The sequence below is a fragment of the Methylobacterium terrae genome (assembly GCF_003173755.1).
GTDB classification, from domain to species: domain Bacteria; phylum Pseudomonadota; class Alphaproteobacteria; order Rhizobiales; family Beijerinckiaceae; genus Methylobacterium; species Methylobacterium terrae.
Genome location: NZ_CP029553.1, coordinates 1,811,790 through 1,828,749 on the forward strand (window position 1 = coordinate 1,811,790; position 16,960 = coordinate 1,828,749).

General features: G+C 74.0%; 14 protein-coding genes. 5 read left to right on the forward strand and 9 right to left on the reverse strand.

The genetic code is table 11. The features are described from left to right. Window positions 1–18: 18 nt before the first annotated feature. Window positions 19–396, reverse strand: a complete 378-nt coding sequence (locus DK419_RS08135) for a response regulator (protein ID WP_109958632.1) — start codon at window positions 394–396, stop codon at window positions 19–21. A gap of 221 nt (window positions 397–617) precedes the next feature. Between DK419_RS08135 and DK419_RS08140 the strand changes: the two genes are divergently transcribed. Continuing rightward, entirely contained in the window at window positions 618–980 is a 363-nt protein-coding gene (locus tag DK419_RS08140; protein WP_109958633.1) for a hypothetical protein, read from the forward strand. 52 nt (window positions 981–1,032) lie between these two features. Next, window positions 1,033–2,025, forward strand: a complete 993-nt coding sequence (locus tag DK419_RS08145; RefSeq protein ID WP_109958634.1) for a ferredoxin reductase domain-containing protein — start codon at window positions 1,033–1,035, stop codon at window positions 2,023–2,025. A 28-nt stretch (window positions 2,026–2,053) separates the two neighbouring features. Here the strand turns inward: DK419_RS08145 and DK419_RS08150 are convergent, their stop codons facing one another. Both DK419_RS08150 and DK419_RS08155 read right to left on the reverse strand, forming a co-directional pair. Further along, window positions 2,054–2,644, reverse strand: coding sequence for an AAA family ATPase (locus DK419_RS08150; protein ID WP_109958635.1), 591 nt, complete (start codon window positions 2,642–2,644; stop codon window positions 2,054–2,056). 92 nt (window positions 2,645–2,736) lie between these two features. Further along, a complete protein-coding gene (locus DK419_RS08155) occupies window positions 2,737–3,600 on the reverse strand; it encodes an MBL fold metallo-hydrolase (protein WP_109962191.1) in 864 nt (287 codons plus the stop codon). 327 nt (window positions 3,601–3,927) lie between these two features. On the opposite strand from DK419_RS08155, the gene DK419_RS08160 reads away from it, so the two are divergent. Together DK419_RS08160 and DK419_RS08165 are read left to right on the forward strand one after the other, a co-directional pair. Beyond that, window positions 3,928–4,209, forward strand: a complete 282-nt coding sequence (locus tag DK419_RS08160) for a hypothetical protein (RefSeq protein ID WP_109958636.1) — start codon at window positions 3,928–3,930, stop codon at window positions 4,207–4,209. Window positions 4,210–4,662: 453 nt separating this feature from the next. Further along, window positions 4,663–5,025: a hypothetical protein gene (locus tag DK419_RS08165; RefSeq protein WP_109958637.1), complete on the forward strand. Its 363-nt coding sequence runs from the start codon at window positions 4,663–4,665 to the stop codon at window positions 5,023–5,025. Between the two features lie 67 nt (window positions 5,026–5,092). Here the strand turns inward: DK419_RS08165 and DK419_RS08170 are convergent, their stop codons facing one another. Beyond that, on the reverse strand, window positions 5,093–6,847 hold the full coding sequence (locus tag DK419_RS08170) for a carbamoyltransferase family protein (protein WP_109958638.1): 1,755 nt from the start codon (window positions 6,845–6,847) through the stop codon (window positions 5,093–5,095). 234 nt (window positions 6,848–7,081) lie between these two features. On the opposite strand from DK419_RS08170, the gene DK419_RS08175 reads away from it, so the two are divergent. Then, on the forward strand, window positions 7,082–10,702 hold the full coding sequence (locus DK419_RS08175; protein WP_109958639.1) for an AsmA-like C-terminal region-containing protein: 3,621 nt from the start codon (window positions 7,082–7,084) through the stop codon (window positions 10,700–10,702). 213 nt (window positions 10,703–10,915) lie between these two features. Here the strand turns inward: DK419_RS08175 and DK419_RS08180 are convergent, their stop codons facing one another. The 5 genes from DK419_RS08180 to DK419_RS08200 all read right to left on the reverse strand — a co-directional run bounded on the left by DK419_RS08180 (window position 10,916) and on the right by DK419_RS08200 (window position 16,924). Then, a complete protein-coding gene (locus DK419_RS08180; protein ID WP_109958640.1) occupies window positions 10,916–11,707 on the reverse strand; it encodes a VOC family protein in 792 nt (263 codons plus the stop codon). Between the two features lie 46 nt (window positions 11,708–11,753). Continuing rightward, a complete protein-coding gene (locus DK419_RS08185) occupies window positions 11,754–13,382 on the reverse strand; it encodes an ABC transporter ATP-binding protein (protein WP_109958641.1) in 1,629 nt (542 codons plus the stop codon). Further along, window positions 13,379–14,230, reverse strand: coding sequence for an ABC transporter permease (locus DK419_RS08190; protein ID WP_109958642.1), 852 nt, complete (start codon window positions 14,228–14,230; stop codon window positions 13,379–13,381). Before DK419_RS08190 ends, DK419_RS08185 begins: the two co-directional genes overlap by 4 nt. 2 nt (window positions 14,231–14,232) lie before the next feature. Next, window positions 14,233–15,210 carry an ABC transporter permease gene (locus DK419_RS08195; RefSeq protein ID WP_109958643.1) on the reverse strand — a complete coding sequence of 326 codons (978 nt, stop codon included), beginning with the start codon at window positions 15,208–15,210 and terminating at the stop codon, window positions 14,233–14,235. A gap of 91 nt (window positions 15,211–15,301) precedes the next feature. Then, window positions 15,302–16,924, reverse strand: coding sequence for an ABC transporter substrate-binding protein (locus tag DK419_RS08200; protein ID WP_109958644.1), 1,623 nt, complete (start codon window positions 16,922–16,924; stop codon window positions 15,302–15,304). Window positions 16,925–16,960: the final 36 nt, after the last annotated feature.

The following is a 16,960-nucleotide window of genomic DNA, read 5'->3' on the forward strand; positions in this document are numbered from 1 at the left end:
CAGGCCTTCGCGGCGGCCCTACCCGCGCCCGCCGACCGGCTCGGCGCACAGGGCGTTCAGCGCCTCGACCAGCCGATCCGGGTTCAGGGGCTTCCTCAGCATCGGCAGGTCCGGCCACATCAGCCGCATGGCGCGGGGCAGCACGCCGCCGGTGCAGATCAGGACCGGCACGCCCTTGGCGATCAGGCACTCGGCAGTCGGCGTCGCCTCGCCGTCGGCGAGGTTGAGGTCGAGGATCGCGACGTCGATCTCCTCGAAATCGATGAGCGCCAGGGCCTCGCGGTTCGTGCGGGCCGGGCCGACGGCGTGGGCGTTCGAGCCGGTCACGATCTCGGTCAGCTCCAGGGCGACCAGCGCCTCGTCCTCGACGATCAGCACCCGTCGTCCGTCCAGCATCGCGATCTCCGTGGGTTCCGGAACCTGGCGAATCGGCGCCCGATCCCGGTGTTGGGGCGAGAGTGTGTCGGCGCATCCGCCCGGTCAATCACGCGAATGCGACGGTGCCGCTTAAACGCTCCTTAACCATGACGACAGCATCGTCAGCCGGCCGTGAGCGGATGCGGCGCACCCGTCGGGGTGCGGTCCGGACGGCCGGGACGAGGCGCGGAGAGGCGGCGATGGGCGAGGCGGCGTTTGACATCGCGGGCCAGGATCGGGAGGAGCGCAGCGGCCCGGATTTCGATCTGGTGCGGCGCCTGCTGCTTCCGCCGGGCTGGCTCGGGCCGCGGCCCTACCGGCTGCCCCCGCCCGAGGAGGCCGAGGCCGAGGAGCTCGACGACCTCGTCGCGAAGCTCGAGGCCGAGAACAAGGTGATGAAGGCGGTGCTGCGCTCCGAGCGCGAGGCCGCCGCGGAGCTGCGCGCCCAGGTGGCGGCCCTGTCGAGCCAGCAGAGCCTGGACGGGACGACGCAGGAGGACCTGCGCGCCGACCGCGACCGCTGGGCCGGCCTGGTCGAGCGCCTGCTGTTCGCCTCCCGCTAGAGCCGCGCACGATCGCCGCGCCTCACTCCCCCGCAGTCGCACGGAGACGGCCATGAGCCCCCGCTGCTCGCTCGTCGTCAACGGCAAGCCCGTCCGTGTGGCGACCGGCGACACGCCCCTCGACGCCGCCCTGCCCCGGACCATCGCCGCCGGCCGCGACGGCGTGGTCCAGGATTCGCTCCTGGAGGCGCGCCACCCCGACGCCCTGCCGCGCCTGCGCAACACCAGCCGCGCCCGGCCCCGCCTCGGCGACGGCGCCGCCACCCGCCCGGGCCCGGCCCCCTCGCCTCTCGCGGTCCTGCGCACCGCCAAGCGCGCCGGCACGCTGCTCTCGGCCACCCCGCTCTCGGGCGCGGTGATCGAGGTGGTGGTCACGGTCTCGCGCGCCCTCGAGGTCGCCCCCGGCCAGGCGGTCGAGGTCGCCTTCGCGGGGCTGCCGGCGCGGCCCTACTGCCCGACCCAGCGCATCGACGGCAACACCGAGCTCAACGAGCTCGTGTTCCACCTGCGCCGCGACACCGGCGCCCTCGGCCCCGCCCTCGGCGAGGCCGTGCAACCCGGCCACGCAGTGCGGATCAAGGGACCGGCCGGCGGCACGCCCTACCGCCCCGGCCCCGGCCGCCTGATCCTCGTCTCGGCCGAGACCGGCTTCGCGCCGATCTGGGCCATCGCCCGGGCGGCGCGCCACCTCGAGACCGGCCGCGAGATGGTGGTGGTGGCGGGTGCGGCCGACGCCGACGACCTCTACATGCGCCCCGGCCTCGACTGGCTGCGCGGCACCGGCGTGCCGCAGATCACGCTGGCGGCGAGCCGCGAGCGCCGCGGCCGGGCCGACGTGCGCCACGGTCCGGTCACCGCCCACCTGCCGACCCTGCGGGGCAGCGACATCGTCCACGTCGCCGGCCCGCCGGACATCGTGCGCGCCGTCGAACGGCTCTGCGACAGCGTCGGCGCGACCTGCGCCGCCCTGCCCTTCCTGCCCTCCCGCAGCCGGGCCCGGAGTCTCGTCACGCCCGGGGATACGGGCGCGCAGTTCGGGTTGTGAGGGGACGAACCGGAGGGTTCGAGACGAATCACGCCGTCCGGTCCGGGTCCGGCATCCCGTCAGCCACCAGGGCGGCGAGCCTGCTCGCCTCGCTGCGCGACCGGATCACCAGGGTCGGGACGCGCGGGCCGTGAGCCTCGAGGCCGCGGGCGATGGCGGGGGTGGTGTCCCGCTCGAAGTTCCAGATGTAGCTCAGGAATTCCCGGTCCGGCAGGCGCTCCGGGCAACCCGGCGCCATGTCGGGCCGGGTCCGGCCGCGATGGGCGATCCCGCGGCGGATCACGCCGGCAAGGCAGGTCAGCCGCGGCGGGCGCAGCCAGACCACGAGATCGGTCCGCGGCAGGCGCAGATCGAGGCTCGAGGGAAAGCTGCCATCCATGATCCAGCGCTCCTCCGCGACGGCGGCGGCGATCAGCGCGCGGGTCTCGTCCCGGGGCCGGACCACCCAGCCGGGAAGCCAGCAGAACTCCCGGTCCATGGAGAGGTACGGAAGGTCGAGGTGACGCGCGAGGGCCGAGGCGAGCGTCGACTTCCCGGCGCCGGAGCTGCCGACGACGAGGACGCGTCCGGCGCCGCGGAGCAGGCGGCCCGCCTCGTGCAATCCGATCCAGTCCGGCATCGCGAGCCCCGGCGTCGATGGAGTTCGCCACGCCGTCACGGCACCGGATCCGTGCCGGCAAGGCGCCGATGGCGGCCGGGGCGCAAGGTCCCTCACGTCAGCCCGGCGACCGGCACGGGGTAGGCGTGCGGCCGCCCGACCAGCATCGCGTCGATGAGGGCCAGCACCTCGCCGCGCCCGACATTCGCCGCCTGCTCGAACGGCGTCCAGGTCTGGTGGAAGTCGAGGGCGGCGAAGACCTCGCGGTAGCGGGCGAGTTCCCGGTGCGTCAGCGGCACGCCGCGCACGAAGGCCTTGTGGGCCGAGATCGTCAGCGCCTCGCGCGGGTTCTCCGGGGCGAGCTCGAACTTCAGCGCGTCGCCGCAGAACACGATCCCGCGGGCGCGGTCGTGCAGCACCGCGTGGCCGTCGAAATGGCCGGCGGTGCGGTGGAGGGTCAGCCCCGGCAGCGGCTCCAGCACGTCGTCGTAGGGCCAGGAGACCTGGAGCCCGGCGCTCCAGGTGAAGTCCGCCGCCGGCAGGCACAGCTCGGGATCGAAGCGGTCCTGGAGCTGGGGCAGCGCGCCGTAGCTGTGGGGGTGCGACGCCGACAGGATCGTCATGCCGCCCAACGCCGCGATGTGGTCGAGCGCCGCCTCGCTGAAGACCGGGCAGCCCTCGAAGCCCATGTTGCCGTCCGGCGTCACGATCAGGTAGGCGCTCGGCCCGATGCCGGTGACCGGCTCGTTCCAGAACTTCCACACCCCCGGCTCGACCTCCGCCCAGTGGCAGGGGAACGAGGCTTGCGCCTCCGCCACATCGCGGAAGCGCCAGCCGTCCTGCGGCACGACGTGCCGGGCGTCGAGGCAGAGGGGGCAGCTCGGCGGGGCCGCGAAGTGGCGCTGCCAGAAGCCGCAATTGTCGCAGACGAAGGCGGGAAGCTTGAGGGCGCCCGCGAAGGGCAGGTAACCGGGCACGCGCGACACCTGATCGAAGCCGAAGTGCCGCCGGATATAGGTGCGGCGGCGGGGCCGTCGATGGAGGGAGCCGTACGGGCCGCCTGGCACGTCGCCCGCGACGGTCGCCCCCGGACCTGCCGGAGAGGCAGCACCTCCCACGGATCGCAGAACGGCCCCGCTGCCGCCCCGCCCCATGCGGGACCCGACTATTTATTCCGTCACCTCGCGTGCGCCGGAGCACGTCACGGCGGTTTTCCATCCCCTATATTCGGATCATCGAGAGTGATGCAGAACAGATGCATCGTTCGCCAAGAGACGTCAACAGAGATATCGAAGGAACAACCGATGAAGAACCGTCTTACGAACGGCCGTCTTGCCGCCGCCGTGACCGCGCTCGCCCTCGTCGCCGCTCCGGTCTCGTCCGCCCTGGCGTTCGGCGCGAACGCCCCCGCCCACCCGTTCTGGCCGCGCGACGTCGAGACCACCGGCTCGATCGGCGGCTCCCCCAACACCAGCGTGCCGTTCTACGGCGCCTGCCCGATGAGCTCGGCCTCGGAGGGCAACGCCCGGCAGCAGAACTTCCCGGTCAAGCAGTACGGCCAGACCTCCGGCGGCTACCGCTGCTGACCCGCAACTCTTCCGCCGACTTCCCTCGCCCGCCCCCTTTCGACACCGGAGAATCCCACGATGAGCGACATGAAGCTCCTGCGCGCCGTGTCCTACGGCATGATCGGTGTCCTGGCCGGCGGCCTCGCCATGACGGTGTTCGGCACCGCCAACGCCCTGATCGGCCTGTGATCGACGATCGACGAACCCGAGGATCGACCGAAGGACCGTCCCCCGGGCGGTCCTTCTCGCGTCGCGCGCCGCTCCCCGCACCGTCACCCGAAATACACACCCCCGGCCGAACCGCGGGCATACCCGGAAATCGCCGCAAACCACCGTCAGGTCTTGGCCGGCGGCGCGAGGCTTTCGTCGGTCCCGGGCCGTGCCGTCCGGCGCTCGTCCGGGCGGCAAGCTTGGCACTTCGTTAAGCACTCACTCGCATTCTCGCGCCAACACCTTCGGGAGACCCTCAGCGTGCGCGCTCTGACCTCTAACGGCCTTCCGCGCCTCGGCGCGGGCGCGGCGCTCGCCGCCGCCCTCTTCGTCACCGCAGCGCCCCAGGCCCAGGCCCGCGACAACGTCGGCGCGGCGATCCTCGGCGGCGCGGCGGCCGGCGTGCTCGGCGGCGTCGCGGCCGGCGCCATCCTCAACGGCGCCCAGGCGGCGCCCCCGCCGCCGCCGGCCTACGTCGTGCCGCCGCCGCGCCGGGTCTACGTCGAGGAGCCCGAGACCGTGATCGTGCGCCCGCGCCGCGGCCCGATCTGCCACTTCGAGCGCCGCAAGGTGTGGCTCGACGACGAGTCCTTCACCTACAAGCGCGTCGAGGTCTGCGAGTAAGCCTCGCAGGCATCGCAAGGCTTCGGAGGGCCGGCACCCGGGGACGGGGCCGGCCCTTTCTCATGGGTCACCCTGTGGGCATCACCCCGTCCTTCACCAGGATCCAGTCCTCGATCACCACGGCGTCGAGCCCGGTGGTGGAGAACATCAGGATCGCGTCCTCGGCGGTGTGGAGGATCGGCTTGCCCATCACGTTGAAGCTGGTGTTGAGCAGGATCGGCACGCCGGTCCGCTCCGCGAAGGCCCGGATGAGGGCGGCGTAGGCCGGGTTGCGCTCGTCGGTCACGCTCTGAAGGCGCCCGGTGCCGTCCTCGTGCACCACCGCCGGGACGCGGGCCCGCATCTCGGGCCGCCACACCAGGGTGCGCTCCATGTAGGGGCTGTCCTGGTAATCCTCGAACCAGTCCGGCCCGGCCTCGGCCAGGATCGAGGGCGCGAAGGGGCGGAACGCCTCGCGGTACTTCACCTTGCCGTTGAGGATCGCCTTGGCGTCGGCCGGGCGCGGATCGGCCAGGATCGAGCGGTTGCCGAGCGCGCGCGGCCCGAACTCCGCCCGCCCCTGCACCCAGCCGACGAGGCCGCCGGCGGCCAGGATCCCGGCCGCGGCCCGCGTCACCCCGTCATGGCCGAGATGCTTGAGGCGCGGCTCCCAGCCGACCATCCGCTCCAGGGGCTCGGTCGAGACGCGCGAGCCGAGATACGGGGTGGCGAGCCGGCCCGGCCCGGTCCAGCCCGGGTTGTCCTCCCCGTACGCGAGCCAGGCCGCACCCAGCGCGTTGCCGTCGTCGGCGGGCGCGGAGGGGACGTGCAGGCGCTCGAAGTCGCAGCGCCCGAGCAGCCGGCCGTTGTAGGACGAGTTGAGCGCGCAGCCGCCGGTGACGACGAGGTTCTCGTGGGGAGCGAGACGCCAGGCCTCGGCGACCAGCACGTCCATCATCTCGCCGAACACCGCCTGGCCGCAGGCGGAGAGGTCGGCCCAGCCGTCCTCGTCGGCCTGCGCCGGGCGGCGGGCGCGGATCTCGCCGGCCACCGCCTGCACGGTGGCGGCGTCGGAGAAGCGCAGGCGCCCGCCCTCGACCCGGTAGAGCCGGCGCAGAAGCGCCATCAGGTCGGGGTCCTGCCGCCCGTAGGGGGCGAGCCCCATGATCTTCCATTCCTCGCCCTTGGCCTGGTCGAAGCCGGCGAGGTCGGTGACGAGGCCGAAGAAGAAGCCGATCGATTCGCGGCCGCGGTGGCGCTTCACCTCCGCGAGGCGCCCCGCCTCCATCCGGTAGACCGCCGAGGCGCCGGTCTCGCCCATCCCGTCGACGACGAGGCAGGTGGCGTCCCGGAACGGCGAACCCCACAGCCCGTAGGCCGCGTGCGTCAGGTGGTGGGGGTAGCGCTTGAGACCGGCGATCGTCGAGCGCCCGCCATGCGCCCGGTCGAGGCCGAGCAGCGTGCCGTAGCCGGCCCGCCCCTGCGCGAGCGCCAGCTCGGCGATGAAGGTGCGCTCCGCGCGCTCCGGCACCAGCGAGCGGTTGAGGGCGGGGGAATGGCCCTTGAGCGTCTCGAGCCCGAAGGCGCCGGTCGTCGCCTGGTCGGCGAGGTAGCGGCTGAATTCGGGGCCCCACGTCGTGGCGATCACCAATTCGGCGCCGGGCGGCAGGTGGGCCTTGAGCAGGCCCGCCATGCGGGGCGCCGAATCTGGCTCGCAGTTCGGGGCGCGCTTGTACTGCAGGTAGCGCTCCGTCGCCTCGGCGAAGAGCACCGTGCCGTCCGGCCCGACCAGGGCGAGGGCCGGGTCGTGGAAGGTGGTGGCAAGCCCGAGATAGTAGCGCATCGGATCCGTCGATCTGGTCACGCAGCCGCTCTAACAGTGTCGGCCCCCCCTGTCAGGCCGGGCCGCGGCGTTGCGCGGGCGCATCGGGGGGCGGCTCTCGCTGCGTGATCCGGCCGGATTTCGCCCGCGTGTCCGATGCCGATATGCTAGCGCTGTCATCGGGGTACGGCCCGTCGGGCCGTCGGACGAACATGAGGCGGCGCTCTCCTCGCGGGGCGGCACGGACGGCTTAAGGTGCGCGACATCCTGACCGCCCTGGCGGGCCTCGTCATCCTGATCCTCGCCGCGGCCCTCGTCGCGCCGCCCTTCGTCCCGTGGGAATCCTACCGCCAGGCCGTCGATGCGGCGCTCGGCCGCTCGCTCGGCGTCGAGGCCCGCAGCGACGGCCGGCTCGAGATCCGCCTCCTGCCCTCGCCGCGCCTGCGCATCGACCACCTGGTGCTCGCGACCGGGCGCGACCGGCCCGCCCTCGACGCGCGCTTCGTCAAGGCCGAGATCGCCCTGACGCCGCTCCTCTCCGGCGAGATCCGCTTCACCGAGACCCGCATCGGCCGCGGCGAGGTCACCCTGCCGATGACCGAGGCCGGCAGCTTCCTGCCGCTGCCGAGCCTCGGGGACCACCGCGATCTGGCGATCGAGGACCTGCGGGTGTCCCAGCTCCTCGTCACCACCCGGGTGGCGGCGACCGGGCGCACCGACCAGGTCTACGCCGAGGACGTCCGGCTCTCCGCGCCGAGCCTCGCGGGGCCGTGGCGGGCGGAGGGCCAGGTCGAGGCGGTGCCGTTCCGCCTCACCACCGGGGCGCCGGGCCCGGACGGGACGGTGCCGGTCAAGCTCGGCGCCGGCGGCGACACCGTGCCCCGGCTCGATCTCGACGCCCGGGTGAGCCTCTCGGCCGGTCCGGACGGCGGCGGGGTGCCGGAGGCCGCCGGCACTGCCCGCCTGGTGGTGGGACCGCCGGCCCAGGCCGCGGGCGCCGCCCTGCCGGTTTCGCTGCAGGGCGGGTTCAAGGCCAAGGGGCGCTTCGCCACCGTCGAGACGCTGAGCGTCGAGGTGCCGGGCGAGGCGCCCCTGCGCCTCACCGGCCGCGGCAGCCTCGACCTCGCGGCCGCCCGGGCGACGATGAGCCTCGAGGCGCGCCGCCTCGACCTCGACGGCTTCCTGACGAGCGCCACCGGCCAGACCCTGCTCGGCCGGGGCCTCACTCCCGCCGCGCTCCCCGGCCCCCTCGCCGGCACCCTCGCCCTCGAGGTCGCGGCCGACAGCCTCACGCTCGCCCGCGAGGAATGGACCGGCGCGGGGCTGAGCGCCGTCCTCAGGCCCTCCGGCGCCGTCACCCTGCGGCGCCTGTCCGGCAGGGCGGCCGGCGGGCTCAAGCTCTCGCTCGGGGGCGACGTGACGCCGAGCGGCGGGTTCTCCGGCCACGCCGCCCTCGACGCCCCGGCCTCGGACCGGCTCGCGCGGCTCCTCGACCGGCTCGGCCTCGGCGGCCCCCTCGTCGGGCTCCTCGACGGCCGGCCGTTCTCGGCCGAGGCCGACGTGGCGGCGGCCCTGCCGGTGCTGTCGCTGCGCAACGCCCGGGTGGCTCTAGGAAGCGCGAAGATCACGGGATCGGCCCGCTACAGCCCGGCAGGCCCCGACCAGGCGCGCCCGCGCTTCGACGCCCAGGTCATCGCCGACGGGCTCGACGTGGCGGAGCTGCCGCCGATGCGCGGAGCGATCGCCGCCCTGCACGACCACGATGTCGGCCTGACGCTGCTGGCCCGCGACCTGCGCTACGGACCGACCGGCACGAAGACCGGCGAGATCGCCGCCAGCCTGCAATCCGAGGGCGCGGCGCTCCGCCTCGACAGCCTGGAGGTGCGCGACCTCGCCGGGGCCCGGGCCAGCCTCTCGGGCCGGATCGGCGCCGACGGGGCCGGGCGCATCGCCGGCCGGGTGAGCGCCCCGGTGGCCGCCCCCCTGATCGACCTTCTGTCGCGCACCTTCGTCGACGAGGCGCGGGGGCTGCCGGGCTTCCTGCGCGACGGCCCGGTCGCCCTCGACGTGGCGCTGGAGCGGGGTCCGGGATCCGAGGAGGGCGTCCTGCGGGGGACGGCGGGCGGCAGCGCCGCCGGCGGCCGCCTCGCCCTGTCGCTCGCCGCCCGGGCCGGGCGGCTCGACGGGCTCGACGCGCGGCTCGACGGCGTGGCCTCCGGTCGCTGGCTCGGCCGGCCGGCCGATCTGGCCCTGTCGGCCCCGGCGAGCCTGCACCTTACCGGACGCCGCGACGGGGCGGAGGGCCCGTTGCGCCTGAGCCTCGAGGCCGGCATCGCCGGGGCGACCGTCGGCACGGCGAGGCCGCTCCTGCTGCCCGCCTCCGGCGGTCCGTTCCAGGACGGCGCGCTGACCGTCGCCTCGCCCGACCTGCGGCCGCTCGCCGGCCTCCTCGGCCGGGCCGCCGCCCCGCTCGATCCGGTGCCGGCGCGGCTGACCCTCGGCTTCGCGCGCACCGGCGACGTGCCGCGGCTCGCCGTCTCCGGCACCCTGGCCGGCTCGGCGGTGGAGGCGACCCTGACCCGGCCGGCGGGCGGCGAGGTCGCCGGCAGCCTGTCGCTCGAGCGGCTGTCCCTGCCCTGGCTCGCCGACGCGCTGGTGCTGAACGCCGGGGCGGCGCCGGGCGGCCCGGAGGCCTGGCCCGCCGCCCGCTTCGGCCCGGCCGCGGCGCCGCCCGTCGCGGGCCGCGTCGCCGTGACGGCGCGGCGCCTCGATCTCGGCCGCGGCCTCGCGGCGGACTGGGCGCGGTTCGAGCTCGGGCTCGGGCCGGACGGCCTCTCCTTGCGCGACTTCGCCGGCACCCTCGCGGGCGGGCGGCTCGCCGGCAGCGCCACCCTGGCGCGCCAGGGCGCCCAGGCCACGCTCGCCGCGGAGGGCAGCCTGACCGCGGCCGCGCTGCCCGCGCTCACCGGCGGCGACGCGATGCGGGGCCAGGTCTCGCTGCGGCTGCGCCTCGGCGCGGCGGGCGACAGCCCGGCTGCCCTCGTCGGCAACCTCGCCGGCAGCGGCACCCTCGAACTCGCCGGGCTGACCCTGCGCGACCTCGACCCGGCGGCGGTGCAGCGGGCGCTGGCCCGGCTCCTCGCCGAGGAGGACCCGCTGCGGGCCGGCCGCGTCGAGCGGGTGGTGTCGGAGGAGTTCGACCGCGGGCCGCTGGTGCTGGCGGGCCCCGTCTCGGTGCCGGCCTCGATGGTCGGCGGGACCCTGCGCACCGGGGGCCTCACCCTCGATCTCGGCCCCGCCACCTGGGCCGGCCTGGTGCAGGTGGACGCGAAGTCCCTGCGCCTGGACGCCCGCGGCACGCTCACCACCACCGCGACGCCCCGGGCCTGGACCGCACCGGCGCCGACCCTCGGCCTGGCGCTCGTCGGCCCCCTGGCGAAGCCGCAGCGCGAGCTCGACGTCGTCCCGCTCGGCAACGTGCTGGCGGCGGTGGTGCTGCAGCGCGAGCTCGACAAGATCGAGACGGTGGAATCCGACCGCAACGAGCTCGCCCGCCGCCGCAGCCGCCTGGAGATGGACCGCGCCCGCGCGGCCGAGGATGCGCGCCAGCGCGCGGAAGAGGCGCGCCAGCGCGTAGAAGAGGCGGCGCGCCAGCGCGCGGAAGAGGCCGCGCGGCAGGCAAGGCAGCGGGCGGAGGATGCGGCGCGGGCGGAAGCCGCCAGGGCCGCCGAGGCCGCGCGCGCGGCGGAGGCGGCTCGTGCTGTGGAGGCGGCGCGCATGGCGGAAGCCGCGCGGGCGGCGGAGGCGGCGCGCCGGAAGGCCGAGGAGGAGGCGCACCGGCAGGGCGCCGCGGCTCCGGAGACGAGCAATCCGTAGCAGGCCCGAGCGGGACGCTCCGCGTGGCGGCGCGCTCCTCCTTGCCTTGGGCACCATACCGTTTCCGCCCGATCCGTTCCGAGACAAGTCAGGCGTGGAATCCCCTCTCCGGGCGATCCCGGGCTTGCCCGGTACCGCCCGGAGAGGGGAGATGTGCTCTACATTTGCGAGAGCGGATCGAGCGGACGCCGCATCGCTGCCCGAGGATGCCGGTCATCCCGCCGCGACGGCGAGCCGGGCCCCGTGGGTGAGCCGGAGGTCGAGGTCGCCGGAAGCCGCCGCCCCCCGGAACACCGCGGCGACCGGGCCCTCGCCCCGTGAAGCCAGCGCCTCCGCCAGCGCCCCGTCCGGCCCCGCCGGGCTCGCGAGCGTGACGGTGGTGGCGGGCCCGAGCGGCAGGGTCACGGCGCGGGCCGGGCTGCCGAGGATCTCCGCCTCCACGACGGGCGCGTCCGCGCCGGTGCCGAGCAGGGCGGCGTAGCGGGCCCGCGAGGCCTCGACGTCGCGCACCGCCACCGTCAGCGACTGGACCCCGGTGACGCCGTTGTCGTGGCGGCGCACGTCGCCCTCCTGCACCCGAAGGGAGCGGGGCGTGACGTCGCCGCACAGGAACGGCACGTCGGAGCCGGGCGCCCGGGCGGTCTTCCAGTCGAGGCGGGCGCCGTCCGGCCGGAAGCGGCCACCCGCGACCGGATCGGCGATGTCGAGGCCGCGCGCTTGCGCCGCCTTCACGTCGGCGTCGATGTCGCCGGGCAGGAGCGCGTGGTCGAGGAAGCCCTCGCCGGCGCGGTGATAGACCTCGGACCAGCGGTTGCCGGGCTCGGGCTTCTTGAAGGCGATCAGCTCGAGGTAGGCGCCGTCCTCCAGCACCACCAGGACGTTGTGGGTGATGCCGTTCTGGTGCTCGCCGCCGCGGATCACCGTGAAGCCGAGGCTGGAATAGTCGGCGAAGGCGGCGTCGAGGTCGGCGACCGCGATGACGAGGTGGTCGAGGGTGAGGGGCATGGGGTGTCCTCTTCGGTCGGCGGGCAATCGGGCGGCGGGAACGTGCTCAGGCCGCGGGCGCTTGCGGGCGCACCGGAATCCAGGAGCGGCCGGGCACCGCCTCCAGGAGGGCGCGGGTATAGGCGGCCTGCGGGGCGGCGAAGACCTCGGCGGTCGGGCCGGCCTCGACGACGGCGCCGTCCTTCATCACGGCGATGCGGTCGCAGATCTGGCCGGCGACCCGCAGGTCGTGGGTGATGAACAGCATCGAGAGCCCGAGCCGGTCGCGCAGGGAATCGAGCAGCGCCAGCACCTGGGCCTGGACCGAAACGTCGAGGGCCGAGACCGGCTCGTCGGCGACCAGCACCTCGGGCTCCAGCGCCAGCGCCCGGGCAAGGCCGATGCGCTGGCGCTGGCCGCCGGAGAATTCGTGCGGCAGACGGTCCATCGCCGCCGGATCGAGCCCGACGAGGGCGAACAGCTCGCGGGCCTTCGCCATCGCGTCGCGGCGGGAGACGCCCTGGAGCATCGGCCCCTGGGCCACCAGCTCGCCGGCGCGGCGGCGCGGGTTGAGCGAGGCGAAGGGGTCCTGGAACACCATCTGGACCCGGCGCGCTTCGGCCCGCATCGCGCGGCGCGACAGGGCCGCGAGGTCGGTGTCGCCGAGGCGGATCGTGCCGGCGTCGGGATCGAGCAGGCGCACGATGCAGCGGGCGAGCGTCGATTTGCCGGAGCCGGATTCGCCGACGATGCCGAGCGTCGTGCCCCGGGGCAGCGACAGGCTCACCTCCCTGACGGCGTGGGTGACCCGGGCCCGGCCGGGAATGAGCCCGCCGCCCTTGCGGTAGGTCTTCGAGACGCGATCGAGCGCGAGGATCGCCGGCGCCTCGGTGGCGGCGCGCGCGCGGGGCAGGAGTGGCGGCACCGCGGCGATCAGCGCCCGGGTGTAGGGCGCCCGCGGGCGGTTCAGCACGGCATCGGCCGGTCCCTCCTCGACGAGGCGCCCGGACTGCATCACCGCGACCCGGTCGGCGATCTCCGCCACCACGCCGAAATCGTGGGTGATGAACAGCACGCCCATGCCGCGCCGGGCCTGGATCTCGCGGATCAACGCCAGTATGCGCCCTTGCGTCGTCACGTCGAGGGCCGTGGTCGGCTCGTCGGCGATGAGGAGCGCCGGCTCCAGCGCCAGCGCCATGGCGATCATCACCCGCTGGCGCTGCCCGCCCGACAATTCGTGCGGGTAGGCCCGGAGCGCCGCCTGCGGATCCGGCATCCGCACCTCGGCGAGCAGCGCCAGGGTCTTCTCGCGGATCTCGCGGGCGCTCAAGCCGGTGTGGATGCGGAAGGTCTCGGCGATCTGGTCGCCGGCCCGGCGCAAGGGGTTCAGGGCCGTCATCGGCTCCTGGAAGATCATGCCGATCGCGGCGCCCCGCAGGCGCCGCATCTCGGCCTCGGAGGCAGCGACGAGGTCGCGGCCCTGGAACAGCACCGCGCCGGCATCGGGCCGCACCCCCGGGGGTAGAAGCCGCATCACCGTGTTGGCGAGCACCGACTTGCCCGAGCCCGACTCGCCGACGACGCACAGGATCTCGTTTTCCGCCAGCGCCAGCGAGACGTCGGTGAGCGCGTGGCTGCGGTCGGCCCCCGGCGGCAGGCGGACCGAGAGGTTCTTCACCGAGAGGAGTTCGGTCATGGCGCGGCCTTCACCGGGGCGGGGCCGCGCAGGCGCGGGTTGAGGGCGTCGTTGAGGCCCTGGCCGACCAGCGACACGGCGAGCACCGTCACCAGGATCGCGACACCCGGAATCGCCGAGACGTACCACTGGGTGCGCAGCACCCCGCGCCCGGCCCCGATCAGGTTGCCCCAGGAGGCGACGTTCGGATCGGACAGGTTGAGGAAGGCGAGCGCGCTCTCGAGCAGGATCGCCACCGCCATCACCACGCTGGCGTAGACGATCACCGGCGGGAGCGCGTTGGGCAGGATCTCCCGGGCGATGATGCGGATGTCGCCCATGCCGAGGACCCGGCAGGCCTGGACGAATTCGCGGTTGCGCAAGGTGAGGAACTCCGCCCGCGTCAGCCGGGCCGGGGCGGGCCAGGAGACGAGGCCGATCGCCACCGTGACGGTGGTGATGTCCGAGCCGAACACCGCCACCAGGACGAGGAGGAGCAGGAAGTTCGGCAGGGTCTGGAAGGCCTCCGTGATCCGCATCAGGACGTCGTCGACGATCCCGCCGTAGAAGCCCGCGACCGCACCCACCGCGATGCCGATCGCGATGGCGATCACCGTCGCGACGAGGCCGATCAGCAGCGACACCCGGGCGCCGTGGAAGACCTGGGCGGCGATGTCGCGCCCGCTGGAATCGGTGCCGAGCCAGACCTTCGGGTTGACGAAGGGCCATTGCAGCGGCCGCCCGGCGAGGCCGAGCGGGTCCTTGGGGAACAGCACCGGCGCGGCGAGCGCCACCGCGATCACCGTGACGAGGAGAACGGCGCCCAGCACCGCCGCCGGGTTGCGCCAGTAGCGCGAGAGAGCCGCCATGGTCAGCGCCCCGCCGCGATGCGCGGATCGAGCCGGCCGTAGATCAGGTCGACCGCGAAATTGACCGTGATGACGAGGAGCGCCGAGACGAACACGATGCCGAGCAGCGTGTTGAGGTCGCGCTGCACCACCGATTCGTAGGCCAGACGCCCGAGGCCGGGCAGCGCGAACACGCTCTCTACCACCACCGAGCCGCCGAGCATCGTGCCGGCCTGCAGGCCCACCAGGGTCACCATTGGCAGGAGCGCGTTGCGCAGCGCATGGTGCACGATGACGCCGGTCTCGCCCAGGCCCTTCGCCCGGGCGGTGCGGACGTAGTCGAGGCTCATCACTTCCAGCATCGAGGCGCGCATGATCCGCAGGTAGGTGGCGAGGAAGACGAGCGCGAGCGTCAGGGTCGGAAGCACCATGTGGCGGGCGATGTCGAGGATTCGGGCGAGCCCGGCATGGCCGGCGCCGACTTCCTCGAAGCCGCCGGCCGGCAGCCAGCCGAGATGGATCGCGAACAGCACGATCCCCATCAGGCCGAACCAGAACGAGGGCGTGGCGTAGAACATCAGGCCCAGCGTCGAGATCAGGGTGTCGGGCCACTGCCCGATCCGCCGCGCCGCGAGCACGCCGAGCACGATCCCGCCCGCGAAGGCGAGGGTGAGGGACGCCCCCATCAGCAGGAGCGTCACCGGCAGCCGCTCGGCGATCACGGTCGCGACCGGCTTGCCGTAGATCGCCGACTGGCCGAGGTCGAGCTGCACCAGCCGCCACAGGTAGCGGGCGAGCTGGGCCGCCGCCGGCAGGTCGAGCCCGTAATAGCGGCGCAGCTCCTCGGCGGTCGCCGGATCGCCGCCGCCCATCTGAGCCATGAGGGCGTCCACGGTGTCGCCGGGGGCGAGCTGGAGCAGCAGGAAGAGCCCCGCCAGGATGACGAGGAGCGTCGGCAGGCTGGCGGCGAGGCGGCGCAGCGCCAGGAGGAGGATGGTCATGAGCTAGGGCCGTCCTGCGTCCAGGCTGGCGCGGGTAATCCTCCCCCCTGCGGGGGAGGGTTACGCGTCGCGGGCGTCATCAAGGATGCCCTCACGCCTCGATCCACGCGTCGTGCCAGTCGGCCGAGCCCCAGCGCGGGGTGTTGTGGTCGCCGTGCACGCGCTTGCTCGTCGCCGACAGGAAGGTGCGCTCGGTCATCATCCAGACCGGGATCTCGTCGTTCACCGCCCCCACCCATTGGGCGTAGAGGGCTTTCCGCTTGCCGGGATCGAGCTCGCTCGCCGCCTCGTCGGTGAGGCGGTCGACGAGGTCGGATTGCCAGCCGTACTGGTTGGTCCAGGGGGCGCCCTTCGGCGAGCCGGAGCGGTACCACACGGTCGTCGAGACCGCGGGGTCGCCGCGATACTGGTGCCAGCCGGTGGCGAGATCGAAGTTCCAGTCGCGGTAGACGGTGGAGAGCGCGCCCGCCGTGTCGAGGTTGACGATGTCGACCTTGATCCCGACCGCCTGCAGCGATTGCTGGATGAAGGTGGCGAGCAGCGGCACGTCCTCGCCGTTCATGATCGGCACGAGCTTCAGCGAGAAGCGCGTGCCGCCGGCGCCGCGCTTGTACCCGGCCTCGTCGAGGAGCGCCGCCGCCTTCTTCGCGTCGAAGGGATAGGGGGGCGGGTTGTTCGGGTAGAAGGCGGTCGAGGAGGACGGGATCGGCCCGGTCGCCGGCTTGCCGAGGCCGTAGATGAAGTTCTCGATGAAGAACGGCACGTCGATGGCGTGCGCGATCGCCCGGCGCACCCGGACATCCGCCAGTTCCTTGCGGCGGGTGTTGAACTCGAGCGTGTTGTTGAAGGCGTTGGCCTCCAGGCCCCTGCTCGACACGGTGAAGTGCGGATCCGACTTCAGCCGGTCGAGGTCGGCGAGCGCGAGCGCGTTGTAGGTCGAGAGCTGGACCTGGCCGGTCTCGAGCGCGGCGGAGGCCGCCGCCTTGTCGGTGATGAAGCGCCAGACGATCCGGTCGAGATAGGGGAAGCCCTCGCGCCAGTAGCTCGGGTTGCGCTCCGCGATGACGTGCTGGCCGCGCTCGTAAGCGACGAACTTGAACGGGCCGGTGCCGATCGGCGCGGTGTTGGCCGGGTTCTCGAGCACGTTCGTGCCCGCGAAGACGTGCCGGGGGGCGACGTAGCCGAGGTCGCAGAGCGCCCGCAGCAGGAGGTCCAGCGGCATCGGCCGGGAGTAGCGGAACACGGCCGTCCCGGCGTCGGGCGTGTCGACCGCTTCCAGGTATTGCTGGAGCTGCGTGCCGTAGTTCAGGTACTTCTTCCAAAGCTCCATCGCGGTGTACTGGACGTCCGCGGAGGTGAACGGCTTGCCGTCGTGCCAGGTCACGCCCGGGCGCAGGCGGAAGGTCACGGTCTTGCCGTCGGGCGCCGCCTCCCAGGACGTCGCGAGGACGCCGGCGGGCTTGCCGTCCTGGTCGAGATCGACCAGCGGCTCGACGATCTTCGAGGTGATGACGTAGACCCCGGTCGAGGCGCGGATCGCCGGATTGAGCACCCGCTGCTCGCCGTTGAGCTGCACCGTCAGCACGCCGCCGCGCCGGGGTGCCTGCGCGGAACCTTGCGCCAGCGCGCGCGTCAGGGCCGCCGGGCTCCAGGCCGCGGTGCCGAGCGCGAGGAGGCCGGCCCGCTTGAGGGCGTCGCGGCGGTCGATGATCATCCTTGGGTCCCCGTCGTGTTGCGGGCGCCATCCTTG

Bases quoted from the DNA above. Each gene is read 5' to 3' on its own strand.
- DK419_RS08135 (WP_109958632.1), bottom strand. From the start codon at position 396: ATGCTGGACGGACGACGGGTGCTGATCGTCGAGGACGAGGCGCTGGTC.
- DK419_RS08140 (WP_109958633.1), top strand. From the start codon at position 618: ATGGGCGAGGCGGCGTTTGACATCGCGGGCCAGGATCGGGAGGAGCGC.
- DK419_RS08145 (WP_109958634.1), top strand. From the start codon at position 1,033: ATGAGCCCCCGCTGCTCGCTCGTCGTCAACGGCAAGCCCGTCCGTGTG.
- DK419_RS08150 (WP_109958635.1), bottom strand. From the start codon at position 2,644: ATGCCGGACTGGATCGGATTGCACGAGGCGGGCCGCCTGCTCCGCGGC.
- DK419_RS08160 (WP_109958636.1), top strand. From the start codon at position 3,928: ATGAAGAACCGTCTTACGAACGGCCGTCTTGCCGCCGCCGTGACCGCG.
- DK419_RS08170 (WP_109958638.1), bottom strand. From the start codon at position 6,847: ATGCGCTACTATCTCGGGCTTGCCACCACCTTCCACGACCCGGCCCTC.
- DK419_RS08180 (WP_109958640.1), bottom strand. From the start codon at position 11,707: ATGCCCCTCACCCTCGACCACCTCGTCATCGCGGTCGCCGACCTCGAC.
- DK419_RS08185 (WP_109958641.1), bottom strand. From the start codon at position 13,382: ATGACCGAACTCCTCTCGGTGAAGAACCTCTCGGTCCGCCTGCCGCCG.
- DK419_RS08190 (WP_109958642.1), bottom strand. From the start codon at position 14,230: ATGGCGGCTCTCTCGCGCTACTGGCGCAACCCGGCGGCGGTGCTGGGC.
- DK419_RS08195 (WP_109958643.1), bottom strand. From the start codon at position 15,210: ATGACCATCCTCCTCCTGGCGCTGCGCCGCCTCGCCGCCAGCCTGCCG.
- DK419_RS08200 (WP_109958644.1), bottom strand. From the start codon at position 16,924: ATGATCATCGACCGCCGCGACGCCCTCAAGCGGGCCGGCCTCCTCGCG.